The organism is Mucilaginibacter gracilis, from assembly GCF_003633615.1.
Taxonomy (GTDB): domain Bacteria; phylum Bacteroidota; class Bacteroidia; order Sphingobacteriales; family Sphingobacteriaceae; genus Mucilaginibacter; species Mucilaginibacter gracilis.
Genome location: NZ_RBKU01000001.1, coordinates 1,794,437 through 1,814,301, shown reverse-complemented (window position 1 = coordinate 1,814,301; position 19,865 = coordinate 1,794,437). Strand labels below are relative to the sequence as shown.

Sequence of the window (19,865 nt, the reverse complement as noted above, 5' to 3'; positions counted from 1 at the left end):
TTTGTTATGAGAAATTTATTAAACCGCTTTTACCTGCTTACCGCTTTATTTGTATTGTTTATAGGCAAGGCATCAGCAATTAATAGTGCGCCATATGTTGCCTTTTATCCCGGCAAGGGGTATTTTCCGCTATCGGTTAACGGCAATGCGGCCACCATATACAGCAGCCCCGGCGATTATGCGGGGGTGCAAATTGCACTAAAAAACCTGCAAACCGATATTGCTTCGGTAACCAATATTAAGCCCGGTTTGGTTAGCGGCAATGTTTTGCCCGGCAACCAGGTTGTATTAGTTGGCACTATTGGCAAAAGCGAACTTATTGACGGCCTCATTAAAAACAAAAAACTAGATGTAAACGGCATAAGCGGCAAATGGGAAACCTTTATCATCCAAACCGTACAAAACCCTATGCCGGGCGTTAGCCAGGCTTTGGTTATAGCCGGCAGTGATAAGCGGGGCACCATCTTCGGCATTTACGATTTATCCGGCCAAATAGGTGTTTCGCCCTGGTACTATTGGGCCGATGTACCGGTAAAGCAACATAACGCCTTGTATATTATTCCGGGAAGGTATTCTATGGGTACTCCGGCGGTTAAATACCGCGGCATTTTTATTAACGACGAAGCACCGGCCTTTTCGGGATGGACAAAAGACAAATTTGGCGGCATGAACCACCTGGCTTATCAAAAGGTTTTTGAGCTGATCCTTCGCCTTAAAGGCAATTACCTGTGGCCTGCCATGTGGGGAAACGCGTTTAACGACGACGACAAAATGAACCCTGTAATGGCCGATGAATATGGCGTTGTAATGGGCACATCGCACCACGAACCTATGGACCGCGCCCAACAGGAATGGAAACGTTACGGCAAAGGCGACTGGAACTATGATAACAACGCCGACGTGCTGAAAGATTTTTGGCGAAAAGGCATACAAAATATGGGCGACAAAGAAACCATTGTTACCATTGGTATGCGCGGCGACGGCGATATGGCCATGACGGAAGGCAGCAATGTTGCACTGCTGGAAAAAATAGTTAAAGACCAGCGGCAGATATTGAGCGAAGAAACCAAAAAAGATGCTTCGCAAACACCACAGCTATGGGCATTATACAAGGAAGTACAAGATTATTATGATAAAGGCATGCGCGTACCCAACGATGTAACCTTGCTTTTATGCGATGATAATTGGGGTAACATACGTAAACTACCCAAACTAACCGACCCCGCCCATGCCGGCGGTTACGGTATTTATTACCATTTTGATTACGTTGGCGGTCCGCGAAATTACAAGTGGTTAAATACAAACCCCATATCAAAAATATGGGAACAAATGCACATGGCCAACCAATATGGCGCCAACACCATTTGGATTGTAAATGTGGGCGATATTAAACCAATGGAGTTCCCTATCAGTTTTTTTTTAGATTATGCCTGGGCACCCTCAAATTACCCGGCTAGCAGTCTTCAAAACTACACAGTGGCCTGGGCCGCCGCACAATTTGAACCAGCCTACGCCACCGATATTGCCGATATGATATCAACGTACACCAAATACAATGGCCGCCGCAAACCCGAACTTTTGGACCAGTACACCTACAGCCTTACCAATTACCGCGAGTTTGAAACCGTTGTAAATGATTATAATGCCTTGGAGAAAAAAGCCGAAGACCTTTTTAAGAAACTCCCTGCCGGTTATGAAGATGCTTATTTTGAACTGGTTTTACACCCCATAAAGGCCTGCGCCAACCTAAACCAATTGTACTTAACAGTAGCCAAAAACAAATGGTATAGCCAACAGGGCCGCGCCGCTACTAACGATATGGCAACCCAGGCAGCCGAATTATTTAAAAAAGACGCCGAAATATCGAGATATTACAACAAGGTAATAGCAAATGGTAAATGGAACCACATGATGGACCAAACACACATTGGTTACACCTATTGGCAGCAACCGCCTGTTGACAAAATGCCCGAAGTAAAGCAAATAGAATTACCCGAACTTGCCGATATGGGTGTAGCTATTGAAGGTTCGCCCTCCTGGTGGCCGATGGATAAAACAGATGCTGTTTTGCCCGCTTTTAACTCCTTGCAAAACAACAACAGTTATGTTGAAGTTTTTAACCGCGGCAAAGCACCCTTCACTTTTAAAACACAGGCCCCGGCATACATCAAAATTTTCCCGGAAAGTGGTACAGTAAACCAGCAACAACGCCTTAATATTACCATTAACTGGCAAATGGTGCCTGCCGGAGTAAAACAAGCCCAAATTATGATAACGGCTGATAACGGCACAACTGTTAACGTACAGGCCATACTAAATAAAACGGAACTCGCGCCAGCCAGCCAAAAAACCTTTTACCAGGAGGGCGGCTATATAGCTATTGAGGCGCCCCATTACAGTAAAGCAGTTGCCACGCCAACAATTAAATGGGAAACATTGCCGGATAACGGCCGCACATTATCGGCAGTAACAGCGTTCCCGGTAACGGCGCAGATTCAAAAATTAAATGCCCAAAGTCCGCATTTAGAATACGATATTAATGTAACTAATAGCGGCGAGTTTAAGCTTGCAACTTATGTTTCGCCTTCGCTTGATTTTAACAATACAGGAGGCTTAAAATTTGCCGTTTCTGTTGACGACGAGACGCCCCAAATCATGAATTTACAAGGGCAAAACCAGCAAAGTAACTGGAATAAAACAGTTGCCGATAATATCAATATACTCACATCAAAACACACCCTATTAAAACCGGGCAAACACACCTTAAAATATTGGATGGTAAGCCCTGGCGTTGTATTACAAAAGCTGGTACTTGATTGCGGCGGGCTAAAACCAAGTTACCTGGGCCCTCCCGAAAGTTTTTATAGTGGTAAATAGGCATCCAAAGCCAAGGCTTTGGAGTGGTAATTGTTAGCCCCCTTTGCAAACTGAAGAGATATTACCCAGTTGGCAGAATAGTAAAGCTGAGATTGATAATTAATTTACTCAAGAGTACGGACTACCGGCGAACAAACGAATTCAGCGCAAGTGCGGGTAACCATACGTTCCTCCGTAAAGCCCTATAAACAACAAAGGCCTGCAAATCAATGTATTTGCAGGCCTTTTAAAATATTCAGTCTATCTTTTTGTTCCGTTCAGCCGGAAGGGGGAAATTGTTTGCTTATTTAAACAGCTTAAATTTAATACCCAGTTCAAAAGTGTTGGGTGCATAGGCACTCACCGCACCGGTGTTGTTGGTGTAGGCAAATAGCAGGCCCATGGTAGGCAGGTCAAGCCCGGCACCGAAGGTGATGGTTTTGTTGGTGTGGTATACTGTGGAGATGTCGAAGTGGTTGGTTGGCATCAAAAGGTCTACTCCGCCATCAAAAATATTATCGAAACCTTTAACGCCCCGGTAGGCTACCTTGGGTTCTACAATCAGTTTGTTGTACGGGTTGTCGAACGTGATTTTGTAGCTTGCTGCCGTGAAAAACGTTGCACGGTCTATCTCTAAATCTTCGCCCTCGGCCTGTGAGAAGATGCTCTTCAGGTTTGGTAACGAACCTTGCAGGGTGAGTGCCTTGTTGGTGTATGATAGGCCGAAGTCGCCGTCTACATATGCGCCTCTGTTGTTATAGTTGGCTGCCTGGATGTCGCTGGCATCGCCTACTATTTTGCTATAGTCCAGATGGTTGCTCGTGATGCCTAAGGATAAGCCGAAGTTCAGCTTATCACCATCGCCGCTAATGGGCAAATGGTAGGCAAATGTACCCATCACACGTGTTCTGGATAGTAAGCCTGCCTGGTCGGCATTCAGGTTAATACCAAGCCCTACGTTGTTGCCCGCGCCAAAGTCTACCGTGGCATTCTGCAGCTTGGGGCCGCCGGGTACCGTGTTCCACTGTTGCTGGTAGCCCAGGTTCAGGTTCAAGCCTTTTTCCATCCCTGCCATTGCAGGGTTTGTGAGGTACTCATTCTGGAAATAGCCCGAATGGAAGCCTGTTAACTGTGCCTTGGCTCCCTGTGTTGCTCCAAGCATGCACAGTACGCCTATTACCAGGTGCAGTGCTTTTATATTTTGTGATCTCATTATCTTGTATGCTTTCATTATTAATAGTTAATAATTTGATATGTCTTTCTTTATCCCATCCTTTGGGACCGTTATCCGGCACTTGCCTTTTTTTTCTCTTGATTCCTGATTCTGGCTTCCTGATTCTATCTTATGGATTCCTGATTCTATCTTTCTCCCGGCTTATCTCTTTCTCAGGATGCTGATGTATCCTTTGATCGGTTGTGCGCCAAAGATGCCCAGGTCTATGGCATAGTAGTACGTACCTTCGGTTAACGGTGAGCCGCTCAGGGTACCATCCCAGGTATTGGCATAGCTATGCTGAGCAAACACGATACGGCCTGCTCTGTCAAATACTTTTACGGTATTGTTAGGGTACAGCAATATGTCTTTAATGATCCAGTTATCGTTCTTGCCGTCTCCGTTAGGGGTCAGGATGTTGGTCGCAAATACCGCATCTGGTGGTACTGCTCTGTACAGTGTTATGGTATAGGTCAGTTTGGTTGTTCCGTCCTGTGCTGTTACCAGTACTGTGATGGTGTTATTGCCTACGCTCAGGTCAACTGAAAAGGGTCCGCCGTTGGTTGCAGGCAGGCCGTTCACCAAAACCGTGGCGGTTGGGTCGGCCGTCGGGATCACTGTTACATTGCTCACGCTGTTGGCTACCGATGTGGTATAGCTAAACGTGCCTGTTGCAAACGTTGGCGACAGGATGCCGTTGCTGATCGTGAGGTTACTCAGGTTGGCATTCGTTAACGGGATTACCCTGAATGTACCTGCTACATAGCTGATGCTATAGTTGGGACCTACTGCGCCGCTTGCCGTAATAGGGTAAGTACCGGGCAACGAGGTGATGGTGGCTGTAGTGGTAATTGTTGGCTGTGTGCTGAGGCTTGCATTGGTATCGCCATTCACCAGGCCGGTATATGTTACCGTTAGTGTTGGGTTTGGCTGACCGTAGTTCCTGCTGATGTTATTGGCCGTAATCACCAAGGGTGCCTGCGTTACCGTTAGCGTAGCTGCTGTATAGCTGATGCTATAGTTTGCACTGGCTGCGCCTGTGGCTGTTATGGGGTATGTACCTACTGCCGAACTTGCCGTTGCTGTGGTGCTGATGGTTGGCTGGGTGGTGAGTTTCGTTGCGTCGTCGCCGTTAACAAAACCGCTATAGGTTACTGCCAGTGTTGGGTTGGCTGCGCCGTATACTTTGGTTTGGTTTACCGCCGTAATGTTGAGGCCTGCCGGTGTTACCGTTAGGCTACCTGCGGTATAGGTAATGGTATAGTTAGAAGCTACAGCGCCCGTGGCTGTAATGGGGTACGTGCCCACTGCCGAACTCGCGGTTCCTGTTGTCGTGATCGTTGGTTGCGTGGTTAATACACCGCTCGTTTCGCCGTTTACAAAGCCGCTATAGGTTACTGCCAATGTAGGCAACACCGCGCCGTATACTTTGGTGGCATTACTTGCTGCAATGGTTAATGCTTTTTTAGCAACTGTAAGTGTAGCTGTAGTACTAAAAGCGTTAAAGCCTGTAGCAGCAGCCTGGTTAGCAGTTATTACTGCCGTTCCTTGTCCTACTATAGTAACTGTACTGCCACTAATTGTTGCTACCGCAGTATTGCCACTGGTATAAGTAATTGCACCCGAACTATTAGATGTAGCGCCTAAGGTAAAGGCTGCATCACCATAAGTTTTTGAAATATTACCCAGGGCAAGCGTTGGATCAACTGTATTAGCTACCGTTAAAGTAGCAGTTATGCTACCTGTAATATATAAACCATTAGGGGCTTGCGTTGCTGTAATAGTAGCTGTGCCGGGCCCTACTATTGTTACCTGGTTACCACTAACAGTTGCTACAGCCGTATTGCTACTGGTGTAAGTAAAAGCACCTGCACTATTACTGGTAGGATCTGTAAGTGTAATTGGCGCGGCGCCAACATTACTGTTAAGGTCGGGAAAATTAGTGATAGTGGGCGGCCCGCTCACGCTAATTGTAAACGATTGATCAACCGATGTAGTGCCGTTAGTGGCGGTAATTTTTACATTATGCACACCTATATTAGCAATTGCCGGTGTGCCCGATAATACAGCCCCTGTTTGAAGTTTATATGCCTGCGTTCCGGCACCATATACCAATGCACCTGTAGGCGTTATATTCATACCCCATGTGCCACTGGTTGTGTTGATCTGCGTATTACTTGAAAAATCAGGAGAATATCTTTTGATCCCATAGCCATAGCTGCATATATAAATATAACCGGCATTATCAATTTTAATGTCTGAATATGGGCCCCCTCCGGTAATAATATTTTTAAGGGTACTGCCATCCCAGCTATATACTGTGCCATTATCGTAATTAGCTATGTATAAAAGCCCTGCTGCATTAAATCCTAAACCAAACGGGCGGCTTAAAGCGGCGTTTGTATAATAGGTAGTTACCGGAAAACCTGCCGTTGCCAGATCGACCTTTAGAATCGAAAATGTTGCGTAAGCGGCCACGTACATAAATCCATTATGCTCAACCATTCCTAATAAACCAGATGTTGTGCTTTGATAAATCAATTCTTCGCCTCCCGCTATATTTGTAAGATCAAGCCTTGTTATACGGCCAGAATTCCCATTGTAATAGCTGATATACAAATAGTTACCTATAACAAGCAATCCATAATTGTAACCAACATTCGTTGTTATGGAAGTTAGCAAAGACGTGGTTCCGTCTGGTGCAATTTTATAGATTTTACTATTAGTTAACGATGCCACATAAATATTACCACTTGCATCTCCGGCCACGCCGCCTATCTCCGTAGGTATAGTCGTTCCAAAAGCTACAGGAGTTGTTTGCCCGCTTGCGGAAAAAGTTAACCACGACGGAAGTGTTGGCGCCGTAAATGTTAAAGGTTGATTTGACGGATCGGTTGCAAATACCGAATAATTATACTGGGTGCCAACCAGCGCGGTTGTTACGGGTGTTGAAGTAAATGTTTGTGCTTTTACAGCAGAAACAAAAAACAGCAAAATCAACACCAACTGGAGTAAATTTTTCTTCATATTACTTAGATTTAAACTTAGGTTTTGAATGGAGTTTTTAACTATTAGTTTATTATTTTAATATAAATAAGTTAAAAACCAAACAAATGTAATATTATAATATTACAAACCAAATACAATTTTTGCATTGTATTAACCAGGTAGCATTATGGCTAAAAGGTAATAATGCTACCATTTAGCCGCTAAATCTTAATAATCTGATAGTCAACCACCAACACTGCAATTATACAACAAAGCGGTATGGGCAAGCTCTTAATACTTAAAAACCATCTTTGTTTACTTATTAGCCGCTTTATTTCCAAGCTACCACAGTGCTTTACTACACCGCGTTTTATAACAAACACCTGCTATTAAACCTTATATTACAATTATTACAGTTACTAAGTAGTTAAACAATTAAAGGCACTTATAAACCATGCTATTGAGCAGCAGGTATATCTATCCAAAAAGTTGTACCATTACCTTCTTTAGTTTCAAAACTAATGGTGCCGTTATTTTGTAGTGCCATATCCTTGCAGAGTATCAGGCCCAAATGGTTGCCCTTTTCGCCCTGTGTGCCGCTACTTACGGCATGTTCTAAACTAAATAGCCGTTGCTGTCCGGCTTCGCTAATGCCGGGCCCCGTGTCGCTAATGCTTATTATTACGCGGTTACCCTTTTCCACTGCGCTTAACGTAATACTATCGCCCGGATTGCAAAACTTCACACTGTTGGAGAGCAGGTTCCGTATTACCAGGTTTATCATGTTCTTATCAGCATAAACAAATACCGGGTTAGCTGCCTGGTTAATAACATGGAGGCCTTTTATGCCTATTGTGGTTTCAAAAAGCCGTATACTTTCTTTAAAGCAAGCCAATAGATCAAAATTTTGAGGTTTAATTATAATGCCCTCCATCTGGCTTTTTGACCACTCCAGCAAATTATCTAAAAATGTACCGGTTGTTATAATGGTATCTTCCAGTTTGCCCAACAGCAAAGCCAGTTCATCCTCGTCTACATCGCCCTCGCGGTAAATACTCAATAATGATTGCAGTGCCGCTATAGGGCTGCGCAAATCGTGACTAATGATAGAAAAAAACTTGTTTTTAATATTGTTAATCCTCTCCAGCTCGGCGTTTTGGCTGTTGGTGAGTTCAATTTGCGAGCTTATCTCTTTGTTGAGCAAACCAAGTTCTTTATTAATATTTGCTATTTCTTGCTTTTGCAAAAGCAATTGCCGGTTAGCCATTTGCTTTTGCAGGTTTTGCCGGTACAGCACTATTACAAATATTACAACCAGTAATAACAATACCAGTGTAGCTATAATTGCGTTTGCGTAACTATCTATTTGCTGTGCATAACTGGTATTTTTAGATGTGATGAGGTTGTTGCTTTTTTCCAGGTCGGCGTTCTCCGTCCTAACTCTGTCAAATTCTATTAAAGTTACATCTTTTAGTGCCTTAGCCGTAAGTACACCATCCTGGGTTTTAATATAATCGCTTTGGTATTGTAAGGCATTTTTTAAGTCGCCTTTCTTTTTATAAACATCTATTAACCTTTCAAGTGCTTCGGGAACACCGGCTTTTGCACCTATTGTTTTACAAATTGATAGTGCTTGCTTTGCACAGTAGGCCGCCTTGTCATATTCATTCATGGCCAAATACAAGTCTGATAAGTCAAGCAGCGCAGCAGCTTCTTCATATTTATCCTGCAAGGCCTTAACACCCTTTAAAGCTTCATTTAAATATGTTAGCGACAGGTTATACTGTTTTTGATGAAGATATACCTGCCCCAGGCCCCTTTTTACCAGGGCTATACCATTTAAGTCGCCAAGCTTTTCGCGTATAGCCAGGCTGCGGGTAAAACAATCTTTTGCTTTCTCGTCTTTCCCGGTTGCCTGGAAACAATTACCCATCACAAAAAGGCCGTAGCCAATGCCTGCGGTATCTTTAGCTGCGGTGTAGTTTAATAAACATTGGTTAAAATAACTTTCGGCAAATTGGTATTGCTTAAGATCGAAATAAATGGAACCAATATTGATGATAACCTGGTTTATTAAACGCTTGTTATTCATTTTCTTTAATATCTCGAGTGCCCGAAGGTCGTACTTAATAGCCTCCTTTGCGTCGTCAAGCCGGGCGTAAACCAAGCCAATATCCGATAAACTGCGGCCCATTCCCGATAAATATTTAATTTTTGCAGAGTGGCCGTATGCGGTTTGAAAAAAAACAAGTGCAGTATCAAGCTTACCGCGTTGCGCATACGAAATACCTATTTGTATATACGCATCGCCTATGGCTTGCTCGTCGTGCAGCTTTTCGGCCAGGGTTTTAAATAAATTTACATAATAAAGCTTTTTAATCGGGTCAACCTGGGTATAGGCCTCCGCCATTTGCTTTAATAGCCTCAAGCGTGTAGTATCCGGCTGTGATTGTTTAAGCTGTAGCTCAAGCGCATTAACCTTTGATGTTTGCGCAAAAACCCGAGTTGAAAAAAAGCCAAACAAACAGAAACTAAATGTGATGAAATATTTTATAAAAATATATCGCTTATGCATCGGCTTTATGTTATTAGGTTAGGTTGCGCAAGTATTTAGCAATTTATTATTGTAATACAGCAATAGTTGGCTGCTAATGTAATAATGATTTTTGAGTAATAATAAAACAACAAATCCTCACAAGAAAAAAATTTAGCTTAAAGCACAAATTTACCTGCCTTAAAAACGCCGGTTAAAATACATGTATGTTGCGAAAGAAAAACCCTTCAATTTACAAACCGACCGGTTATATCAACCATGCGGCCAAACGGATTAATGTATATGTTGGCCAACACCGCAAACTCAAGCCTGGTTATGGGCCTCTCGGTATTAAAATCGGTTGTAAACTTGTACTTAGTTTTCCAAAAACTTTGCAGGTTTTTTTTCAATGTTTCGGGGTCGGCAAGGGTCATCTCGCTGATGAAGGATAGCAGATTACCCACCGTAAATACTTCTCCGGGTTTGGCTTTGTTGAACCACAAAAACGAGCGGGTATACAAGTCGAGCATCACGGGTTTTATCTCGCTGGTTTTTACTGCCGAATCGGGCAAAAAATAAACGGATGCTGTTTTACCATTGGCTATTTGCACACCGCGCAGCATACCTGTAGCACCTATTTGCTGTACAGCCCTAAAATAACGATGGGTTTGGTTAACATCCACAAAAGGCATCAGGTATCCTTTATAATCCAATAGTTCAATTTGTATTTTGCGCACCTCCAGGTGTTTGGTGGTAGTTTTAAAAAAGGCACAATAAGCAGCAATAGTGCCAACGCCTTGCCCAAGCGTCATTTGTACCGATGGATAAAAGCTACTGGCATTAACCAGGTGCGTTACCGATAAAGCCTTTTCGGTAACTAACAAATTATCAATATCTTTAATTACCACTGCGCCCATTGGTATACTGTAACCCGGCATAGGCGGATAATTTGTTTTAGGAGCACCGCTATCTGCCGCATAGTGCTGGCCGGGGCTGGCATCGCCAACGCCGATAGATGTACGGTAATATAATTTGGAAGGATTATCGTATGGTGCCGTAATATCATCCATCGCCATCCTGATTAAGCCTACGGTGCGCCTTGCTTCGCGTATGTAGGGTATATAAGGCAGGCCATCGGCAGTATCAAACTCCTTAGGGTCGAGGCCCAGGTTTTTAAAACCCAGTTCGGTTTCTATAAAATAAACTAAACCTAAGGTGTGCAGTTTTGCCTGTTTATAAAAAGCATCGCGGTTTTCGGGCTCCAGGTTATGCATGGTAACCGGGAAACTGTTGGCGCATTCGCCCCATTTTACCATATATTTATCATTGGGCAATTTGCCATCGGCAAGCATCTTTTTAATGTCTTTGTCTTTCAGGCAGGCGTAATCGGCTGCATTGTAACCTTCAGGTTTGGCAATGGTATGGTTTGTGCCGGCACCGTAATCTTTTAAAATAGCTATCCAGGTTATCTCCTGTATTAAAGGCAACGCGTCGCCGGGCGCAATGGCTTCGCCGGTTGTTTTTTTGCTGTCGAAACCAACGTCAAACTTTGCTCCGGCTTTAGCCGCAACATCGCCGGTTTCAGTGGCATCAATAACTACGCGTGCCTTAACCGTAACGGGTTTGCCGTTTTCGGTAATGGTTAGCTCCCATGTATCCCCATTTTTTTTAATGGCGGTAAATGGTGTATTTATCTTTACGGTTAGGTGCTTTACCGTATCGGTTATTTTTTTGAGTATAGCGGCACCGGTATAAGGCTCAAACCTTAAAGGCGCATTGGCAATAGTATCAAAACCGGGAACATTTTTATAAAATTGGCGCACATGCTTTCTAAACTCACCCCATATGCCCGACGGTAAATTACGGTTGGCATCAACAATACAATTGGCGCCAGCGGTTAAACTGCCGCCCAGCCAGGGGCCTGCTTCTACTATTAAAGTTTTGGTGTTGCTGCGTGCCGCCTGAATGCCCGCTGCAACTCCGCTTGCCCCGCCGCCTATTACTACCACATCCGTTTTAATGGTTTGGCCATAAGCTACTGTAAAGCCGGAAATTATAAGGATGAGTAGAATTTTTTTTACCATGCTTTATATTTAAAACAAAACTTAAAACGCTAATTTAGAACAAACCTTTTACCCTTGATAAAATATTGTGGTAAAAGCTATTAAATTTGTTAACCAACATCTACAAACCCATGAGCAACGAAGCACTTGATTCTCAAAAATACCCTATCGGTAAATTTACCGCGCCAGCATCATACACCCAGCAACAAATGCTGCAATGGATTGACGATATCAAAACCTTACCGGGAAGATTGCACCAAGCTTTGATGGGCTTAACCGAAACCCAAATGGATACCCCATACCGCCCCGGCGGCTGGACCATAAGGCAGGTTGTACACCATGTTGCCGATAGCCACGCTAACGCTTTTATCCGCTTAAAATGGGCATTAACAGAAGAAAACCCAACCATTAAAGCCTACGAAGAAGGCGAATGGGCACTTCTCCCCGATTACAAACTACCTATTGAGCCTACCCTACGCATGTTGGAAGGCTTGCACCTACGCTGGGTAGCCATACTCGAAACGTTAGATGACGACCAATGGAACCGCACCTTCGTACATCCCGCAAGTGGCGAAGTGATACCAGTGCGTAAACTCTTGGGTTTGTATGCATGGCACGGCAACCATCATTTAGCGCATATTAATGGGGTTAAGTTTTGAAGACGCATACCATTATGTTTGCGAGGAATGAAGCAATCGCACGTAGGCAGAGCGGCTTTGGGTATCAAATTTGCTTAGTATTAATGGTTTTAATATACATTAGCACATCACCAGCTAAAGCCCAGCATACCGATACCACTTTTATCTCCCGCAAAAAAACAAAGGATTATTATTGGGCCATCTACATCGAGAAGAACCGGCAGTCAAAAAAATACAAAAATCTACTTGATTTTAAGATGAATAAATGGGATGCTAAGAATTACAAGGAAAGTTTAGATTCACTAAAAAAGCGAAAGATAATAAAAATCAAAGCACTCGCAGGTTTACCAAAGGAGTGGCTGCCACTTTACCTATACAAGGGCAAATACTATATCTATTATCCATGCGAATGGGACAATGGAGACAGAAGAATATTGACCGATAGCACATTGGTTGACCCATCAATGGAAGGCCCAATACCCCGACCGCTCCAAACCGTTAAAAAAATAAATGCTAATACATATTATCTTCAACTAAAAGCTTTTTATAGTATAGGTCCGCCTATTTCAACATTGATCATCCATATTATCGATGCTAAAAACAATATCGCTGTTTGGGAAGATACTTCGCAACAAGGCCCATATCGCTACGGCTTATACGTAGCCAAACAAAGCGCGGCCAACTTTGATATGGTAGTAAATTATTGTGACAATAACAGAGTGCCCGAATTTGAATTTGACAAAATAGACTATACGGCTTTGTTAAAAGGGCATTAACCCATCTTCACATTCTGCAAAATAAACAGCAATGGCACATTACCCCCGCCGCTTATTACCAGTTGTTGTCACCAACAAACTCTGCTTTTATAGGTTATACTTTAAAATCTAACTCATGCCCGAAGGCACATCCATCTTTATCCTGAAAGAGCTTGTTCATCCCTTTAAAGGCCAAACAGTTGAAAAAGCCACCAACAACAATAAAAACTGGATACCGTCCGTCCTCCGCTCTCCGACATCTTAAAAATGTCATAATCAAACAAAACATTCGGGTATCAAACTTTAAGCTGTATCTTAACGTTAAAATAAGTTGAAAGGGACATTATGCGTGGTTACGGGTTTTCAAAATACACACCTCAGCAAATAAACAAGGGCGGTTTTGACGAGCTGCTTAAACTGTTTATGGAGTTGCTCAATTATACAGCGGGCGATGCTGGTGAAGCTTTGCAGTGGATGAACGAGCTGGACAAGCAATACAAATTAACCAATGACAAATATGGCATGGGCGATTTTATTGACGACCTGAAAAACAAAGGCTATTTGAACGAAGACCAGCAAAGCGGCGAATTTAACATCACCGCAAAGGCCGAGCAAAGCATTCGCCAGTCGGCATTGGAAGAGATTTTCGGCAAGCTCAAAAAATCGGGAAAAGGCAATCACCGCACGCCTCAATCGGGCCAGGGCGATGAGAAAAACTCCGAGCGGCGCGAGTTTCAGTTTGGCGATAGTTTGGACCAGATAGATATGACACAATCTGTGCATAACGCGCAGATCAATCATGGCATAGATGATTTCCACCTTACCGAACGCGATTTGGAGGTAGAAGAAATGGACTTTAAAACCCTAACCTCTACCGTGCTGATGATTGATATATCGCACTCCATGATACTTTACGGCGAAGACAGGATAACACCCGCCAAAAAAGTTGCAATGGCTTTAGCCGAACTTATCCGTACCAAATACCCTAAAGATACCTTAGATATTGTGGTATTTGGTAATGATGCCTGGCCCATAAGTTTAAAAGATTTGCCATACCTGCAAGTGGGCCCATACCATACCAATACCTACGCCGGTTTAGAACTGGCTACCGATATTTTGCGCCGCCGTAAAACGCACAACAAGCAAATATTTATGATTACCGATGGTAAACCAACCTGCTTAAAAGAGGGCACCAAATATTACAAAAACAGCATCGGGCTCGACAGGAAGGTGGTAAACAAAACACTTAACATGGCTGCACAATGTAAACGCCTAAAAATACCGATCACCACGTTTATGATAGCTAAGGACCCGTATCTGCAACAGTTTGTACGCGATTTTACCGAAACAAACGGTGGCAAGGCATTTTACAGTTCGCTAAACGGTTTAGGCGAATACATTTTTGAAGATTATATCAGAAATAGAAGAAGAACAGTGAGGTAATCTGAACCGGAATTTATACTACAAAAAATAAAAACGGTCATTGCGAGCGATAGCGTGGCAACCGCAGTAAGTTGATCGTGCTATACAGAGCGGATATTGTGTGCGATTGCTTCGTACCTCGCAATGACAAAATACTACAAATTTTAAACATGAGCACACCCCAAATAAAAACATTAGGCGAACTAAAAAAGAGTGGTTACGTAAGCCGCTCGGTTAAAGAAGAATTGCGCGAAAACCTCATCACCCAATTGCAAAAGCAGGAAGGTGGTTTTGAAGGCATCATTGGTTACGAAGACACCGTTATTCCCGATTTGCAAACGGCAATACTATCGCGCCACAACATTTTATTGCTGGGCTTACGCGGACAAGCAAAAACACGTATTGCACGTTTGCTGATTAACCTTTTAGATGAGTATGTACCTTACATAGAAGGCTCGGAATTGTACGACGATCCGTTAAACCCAATATCGTGGTTTGGCCATAACGAGGTTACCGCTAAAGGCGATTTAACTCCGATAGCATGGCTGCACCGCTCAGACCGATATACCGAAAAACTGGCAACTCCTGATGTTACCGTTGCCGATTTAATTGGTGATGTTGACCCTATAAAAGCTGCCACCTTAAAGCTAACCTATTCGGACGAGCGGGTACTGCACTTTGGTTTGATACCACGCGCGCACCGCGGCATTTTTGTAATTAACGAATTGCCCGATTTGCAAGCGCGCATACAGGTATCCCTGTTTAATATTCTGCAAGAAAAAGATATCCAGATACGTGGCTTTAAACTGCGTCTGCCTTTAGATATTCAGTTTGTATTTACCGCCAACCCCGAAGATTATACCAACCGTGGTTCGATAGTTACGCCGCTGAAAGACCGCATAGAGAGCCAGATATTAACACACTATCCGCGCAGCGTCGAAATTTCGCGTAAAATTACCCAGCAGGAAGCTTCTATATCGCCGCAGCAAAAAGTTGCCATTGAAGCCGACGGCCTGGTTAAAAACCTGATAGAGCAAATTGCCTTTGAGGCGCGCAACTCCGAATACATCGATAAAAAATCGGGTGTATCAGCACGCTTAACTATTTCGGCTTACGAAAACCTGATAAGCAATGCCGAGCGCCGGATGATTATCAACAAAGAAAAATCAACCTTTGTACACATCAGTGATTTTTTGGGTGTTATCCCGGCCATCACCGGCAAAATAGAATTGGTTTACGAGGGCGAGCTGGAAGGCCCCGCCAAGGTTGCCAATATTTTGGTAGGCAAAGCTATTAAAACCCTCCTGCTCCAATACTTCCCCGATCCCGAAAAGGCCAAAAAATCGAAAGCTAAAAACCCATATATAGAGGTTATTAACTGGTTTGGTAACGGCAATTCGCTGGCGCTGATAGACGGTTTGCCTTTACAGGAATACAAAAAATTGCTAAACTCGATAACCGGATTAAAGGATATTGTAAAACAATTTCATCCCAAACTAACCGAAAACCAGCAATTGCTGCTGATGGAGTTTATTTTGCATGGTTTGGCCGAGTTTTCGCAGTTAAACAAGGGCTTCCTTGATAACGGTTTTGCTTTTTCGGACATGTTTAACAGCTTATTTAATTTACAACCCGACGAAGACGATAACGAGGACGACCGCTATTAATTTAGTAGATTTGCGTTAATGGATTCACAACTCATCACCCTATTACTCCTATCGGCAGTATTAATTATTGCCGATAGTTATATCTTCACCGGAGTTAGAGAGATATCAAAAAAGCGCAAGTTTTTACGCGCAACCTGGTTTACAGTTTTTTACTGTACGCTTTCGGTGATATTACTTGTAGGGTTGTTTATGAGTATCTACCTAAAAACCTCTATCGGTGCCAGGGCCGCCTTGCTTATGGTATTTTTTATTGTTTGGATAGCCAAGGTATTGTTTTTACCATTTTTAATAGCCGCCGATATTCGCCGCTATTTTATCGGCAAAAAAAACAAGGCATCACTTACCGCACCTAAAACCGAAGGCAACAAACCAGATGCAATTCCCCGGTCGGAGTTTTTATTAAAGGCCGGTGTATTAGCCAGCACGCTGCCCATAGCATCACTTACATATGGTGTAATTTCCGGCGCGTATGATTATACTGTTGAGCGCCATAATATTTACCTGCCTAACCTGCCAAAAAAGTTTGATGGTATTAAACTGGGCCAAATATCCGACATACATTCGGGAAGCTTTTACAACAAAAAAGCTGTTTTAGGCGGTGTTGAAATGTTAATGCGCGAAAAAGCTGATTTCATTTTTTTTACCGGCGACCTGGTGAATAAGGTTAGTACCGAAATGAAGGATTACCAGGATGTGTTTGCCAAGGTTAAAGCACCGCTGGGTGTGTACTCGGCATTAGGCAATCACGATTATGGCGATTACTCGGTTTGGCCAAGCCCCGCCGCCAAGAAGAAAAACCTCGACGATTTAAAAGCCACCCATAAAAATATGGGTTGGGACCTTATATTAAACAGCAACCGCCGCCTAAAAGTTGATGGCGAAGAGATAGGTATTTTAGGTGTTGAAAACTGGGGCAGCATGAGCCGTTTCCCTAAATATGGCCGGGTTGACCTTGCACTTGAAAACACCGACGACCTTCCTGTTAAGTTACTGCTTTCGCACGATCCTTCGCACTGGCGGGCACAGGTTTTAAACTACAAACAGGTTGATATGATGTTTTCGGGCCATACCCACGGTATGCAGTTTGGTGTTAAGGCCGAAAGCTTTAACTGGAGCCCAATACAATATGTTTATAAAGAGTGGGCAGGTTTTTACCGCGAGGGCAACCAGCAGCTTTATGTAAATACAGGTTACGGCTTTTTAGGCTACCCGGGCCGTGTTGGAATATTACCCGAAATAACGATATTTACACTCAAAGCCTCACCAGATCCTGCCTTAAAAAACACGCTGTCGTAATTAAGCATGAGCCAATATAGCAGGATCCATTTTTTCGTGCTGTAAATGAGAAAACTCTTCACCTCGTTTCTTGATCTGGTATTATTCGGCAACCTGTTTATGGCACTTTGTACCGTAGCACAGGCAATGGTAACCCTGCACCTTATTGGCAGCAAACCCGTTTATCCGTTGCTGTTGCTCCTGTTTTCGTCTACATTGTTTATCTACAATATCTGTATCTTTTTAACCCGGCCTGCTCATCCGCAACGCTCATCGTACAGGCGCATCCGTTGGTTTTTTGCCCATAACAGGTTAATGGTGGCATTAACTCTGGTATCGGTATTGGTATTGTTTTTTGTGTTTTTGCTGTTGTCGCTCAAGTCGCAACTGTTGCTTATAAGTCTCGGCATTTTATCGGTGGGTTATTGCCTGCCTATATTCTCCAAAGGCCAGCAAAAATTTGGCTTACGCAATATACCCGGCATTAAATCGGCCTTGATAGCTTTAGTTTGGACGCTGAGCTGCGTTTTACTACCCATATTTGAAGCCGAAAAAACATATCACATCACCATATCAACCGCCGATATTTTTTTATTAATAGCCAAGCGCTTCCTGTTTATTGCGGCGTTAACTATTCCGTTTGATATTCGCGATCTGTTTCACGATACCCAAAACGGCTTAAAAACCATTCCCGTTATTTTCGGCGAAAAAGGTGCTTACCTTTTTTGCCAGTTATTGCTAACCGGCTATATTGTATTGCTTTTTATGTTTAAAGGGAATGGTTTTAGTCGCGATTTTTTTGCGCTAACCCTAACCACACTTTTAATGGGTTGGCTTATATTTAAATCTAAATGGGAAAAGAACGAGTATTACTATTTTTTTTTAATGGATGGTGTACTCATTCTGCAGTACGTTTTACTGATGGCCTTTACCCTAATATAAAAGGCGAATGACAGCCAACTACGATAATGCAGCATTTTTTTACGACAAACTATCGCGACTGGTTTATGGCAAGGCATTGATTAACGCCCAACTCTATCTGCTTAAATTCGTACCGCCAAATTCGTCGGTATTAATAGTTGGCGGCGGAACAGGTTGGATACTGGACGAACTATCGGCCATACATTACTCTGGCCTTGCTATTACTTACGTAGAAGTATCTGCAAAAATGACCGCCCTTGCCCAAAAAAGAAACACCGGGCTAAATAAGGTTGTTTTTATTAACGATGCCATAGAAAACACCCCCACTGCGGAAACCTTTGATGTGGTAATAACGCCCTTTCTGTTTGATAACTTTACCGAAGAAACGCTTGAAAAGGTTTTTCAACATATACATAGCCAACTAAAACCAAAAGGCTTGTGGCTATGTACCGATTTTAAGCTAACAGGCCCGTTATGGCAAAAATTACTGCTTAAAAGTATGTACGTATTTTTTAAAATACTATGTGGTATTGAAACATTAAAACTACCGGCAATTGACAAGCAGTTTAGTAAGCACGGCTATAAAACAATAGCTGCAAAAACGTTTTATGGAAAGTTTATCATGTCAACAATTTATCAGAGGCAATAAAAGGCTGTTTAAAAACAGACAAATGACCGTCATTGCGAGGTACGAAGCAATCTCTACGTAGGATAACCGGACTTAAAGAGCCGCCTCTGTATAGTTTAAAGATTGCTTCGTACCTCGCAATGACGCGGTGGGATTGATGTTTCTATTCTTATATTCGGTAATAAAACGTAAGTACAACTTTAAGTATGCTAAACCCTACTCATGCACAAACTTATACCCAATACCCCTAACAGTTTGCAGGTATTGCGGCGAATCGGGGTTGTTTTCTATCTTTTTGCGTAAACGTACAATGTGCATATCAAGGGTGCGGGTATTTACGTCGGCGTTGTAGCCCCAAACTTCCATCATCAGTTCTTCACGGTTAATTACCTTGTTTTTATTCTTTAAAAAGTATAATAAAATACGGTTCTCTAATATCGTTAGCTCAATCTTTTTACCATCTTTAAGCAACGTGTGCGTATTAGGATGGTGCTCCATATTGGCAAACTTATGCGATTCGGTTTTATCGCTGTTTAGCGTAAACTTAATTTTATTATCAATCATGGCCACCAATACATCCATGTTAAATGGCTTGGTAATATAGTCCGACACGCCAAATTGGTAGGCTTCTATCTTATCAACATCCTGCGCTTTGGCGGTCATCATAATAACCAGTTTATCAAACCCCTTATCGCGAATTGCCGTACACACCTCCGATCCTTGTTTGCCGGGCAGCATCCAGTCAAGCAAAACAATATGGGGCATTTCGGCCAGTATCATTTTTTCGGCCTCAATACCGTCGGCAGCCTCTAAAACCTTGTAACCTTCCAGTTCCAAACGTTCGGCAACCAAAAACCTCAAATTCTCATCGTCTTCAACTAAGGCAATTTTTATCTCTTTGTTCAT

At 43.0% G+C, this 19,865-nt stretch carries 14 protein-coding genes; 9 read left to right on the top strand and 5 right to left on the bottom strand.

Annotation, left to right across the window (positions count from 1 at the left end; all coding sequences use genetic code 11):
* Positions 1-6: 6 nt before the first annotated feature.
* Positions 7-2,877, top strand: a complete 2,871-nt coding sequence (locus BDD43_RS07835) for a glycosyl hydrolase 115 family protein (RefSeq protein WP_121197156.1) — start codon at positions 7-9, stop codon at positions 2,875-2,877.
* A gap of 283 nt (positions 2,878-3,160) precedes the next feature.
* On the opposite strand, the gene BDD43_RS07830 is transcribed toward BDD43_RS07835, so the two are convergent.
* The 4 genes from BDD43_RS07830 to BDD43_RS07815 form a co-directional block, all read right to left on the bottom strand.
* Complete coding sequence (locus BDD43_RS07830; protein ID WP_162847002.1) at positions 3,161-4,069, bottom strand: PorP/SprF family type IX secretion system membrane protein; 909 nt, start codon at positions 4,067-4,069, stop codon at positions 3,161-3,163.
* 162 nt (positions 4,070-4,231) lie between these two features.
* On the bottom strand, positions 4,232-7,096 hold the full coding sequence (locus BDD43_RS07825; protein WP_121197154.1) for an MBG domain-containing protein: 2,865 nt from the start codon (positions 7,094-7,096) through the stop codon (positions 4,232-4,234).
* 418 nt (positions 7,097-7,514) lie between these two features.
* Positions 7,515-9,632 carry a tetratricopeptide repeat-containing sensor histidine kinase gene (locus BDD43_RS07820; protein WP_121197153.1) on the bottom strand — a complete coding sequence of 706 codons (2,118 nt, stop codon included), beginning with the start codon at positions 9,630-9,632 and terminating at the stop codon, positions 7,515-7,517.
* Positions 9,633-9,838: 206 nt separating this feature from the next.
* Positions 9,839-11,674 carry an FAD-dependent oxidoreductase gene (locus BDD43_RS07815; protein WP_121197152.1) on the bottom strand — a complete coding sequence of 612 codons (1,836 nt, stop codon included), beginning with the start codon at positions 11,672-11,674 and terminating at the stop codon, positions 9,839-9,841.
* Positions 11,675-11,784: 110 nt separating this feature from the next.
* Between BDD43_RS07815 and BDD43_RS07810 the strand changes: the two genes are divergently transcribed.
* From BDD43_RS07810 to BDD43_RS07775, 8 genes are all read left to right on the top strand, one after another.
* Positions 11,785-12,312 carry a YfiT family bacillithiol transferase gene (locus BDD43_RS07810; protein WP_121197151.1) on the top strand — a complete coding sequence of 176 codons (528 nt, stop codon included), beginning with the start codon at positions 11,785-11,787 and terminating at the stop codon, positions 12,310-12,312.
* An 83-nt stretch (positions 12,313-12,395) separates the two neighbouring features.
* Complete coding sequence (locus BDD43_RS07805) at positions 12,396-13,067, top strand: hypothetical protein (protein ID WP_121197150.1); 672 nt, start codon at positions 12,396-12,398, stop codon at positions 13,065-13,067.
* A gap of 115 nt (positions 13,068-13,182) precedes the next feature.
* Positions 13,183-13,311, top strand: coding sequence for a hypothetical protein (locus tag BDD43_RS30780; RefSeq protein ID WP_262707405.1), 129 nt, complete (start codon positions 13,183-13,185; stop codon positions 13,309-13,311).
* Between the two features lie 80 nt (positions 13,312-13,391).
* The gene (locus BDD43_RS07795) at positions 13,392-14,489 is read left to right on the top strand and encodes a vWA domain-containing protein (protein WP_121197149.1); all 1,098 of its coding nucleotides are present in this window, start codon (positions 13,392-13,394) and stop codon (positions 14,487-14,489) included.
* Between the two features lie 149 nt (positions 14,490-14,638).
* The gene (locus tag BDD43_RS07790) at positions 14,639-16,135 is read left to right on the top strand and encodes a sigma 54-interacting transcriptional regulator (RefSeq protein WP_121197148.1); all 1,497 of its coding nucleotides are present in this window, start codon (positions 14,639-14,641) and stop codon (positions 16,133-16,135) included.
* A gap of 18 nt (positions 16,136-16,153) precedes the next feature.
* Entirely contained in the window at positions 16,154-17,431 is a 1,278-nt protein-coding gene (locus BDD43_RS07785; protein WP_121197147.1) for a metallophosphoesterase, read from the top strand.
* A 45-nt stretch (positions 17,432-17,476) separates the two neighbouring features.
* The gene (locus BDD43_RS07780) at positions 17,477-18,352 is read left to right on the top strand and encodes a UbiA prenyltransferase family protein (RefSeq protein ID WP_246001495.1); all 876 of its coding nucleotides are present in this window, start codon (positions 17,477-17,479) and stop codon (positions 18,350-18,352) included.
* Between the two features lie 7 nt (positions 18,353-18,359).
* Positions 18,360-18,980: a class I SAM-dependent methyltransferase gene (locus BDD43_RS07775; protein ID WP_121197146.1), complete on the top strand. Its 621-nt coding sequence runs from the start codon at positions 18,360-18,362 to the stop codon at positions 18,978-18,980.
* Between the two features lie 195 nt (positions 18,981-19,175).
* On the opposite strand, the gene BDD43_RS07770 is transcribed toward BDD43_RS07775, so the two are convergent.
* Positions 19,176-19,865 (bottom strand): response regulator transcription factor, encoded by a 690-nt coding sequence (locus tag BDD43_RS07770; RefSeq protein WP_121197145.1) that lies wholly within the window; start codon positions 19,863-19,865, stop codon positions 19,176-19,178.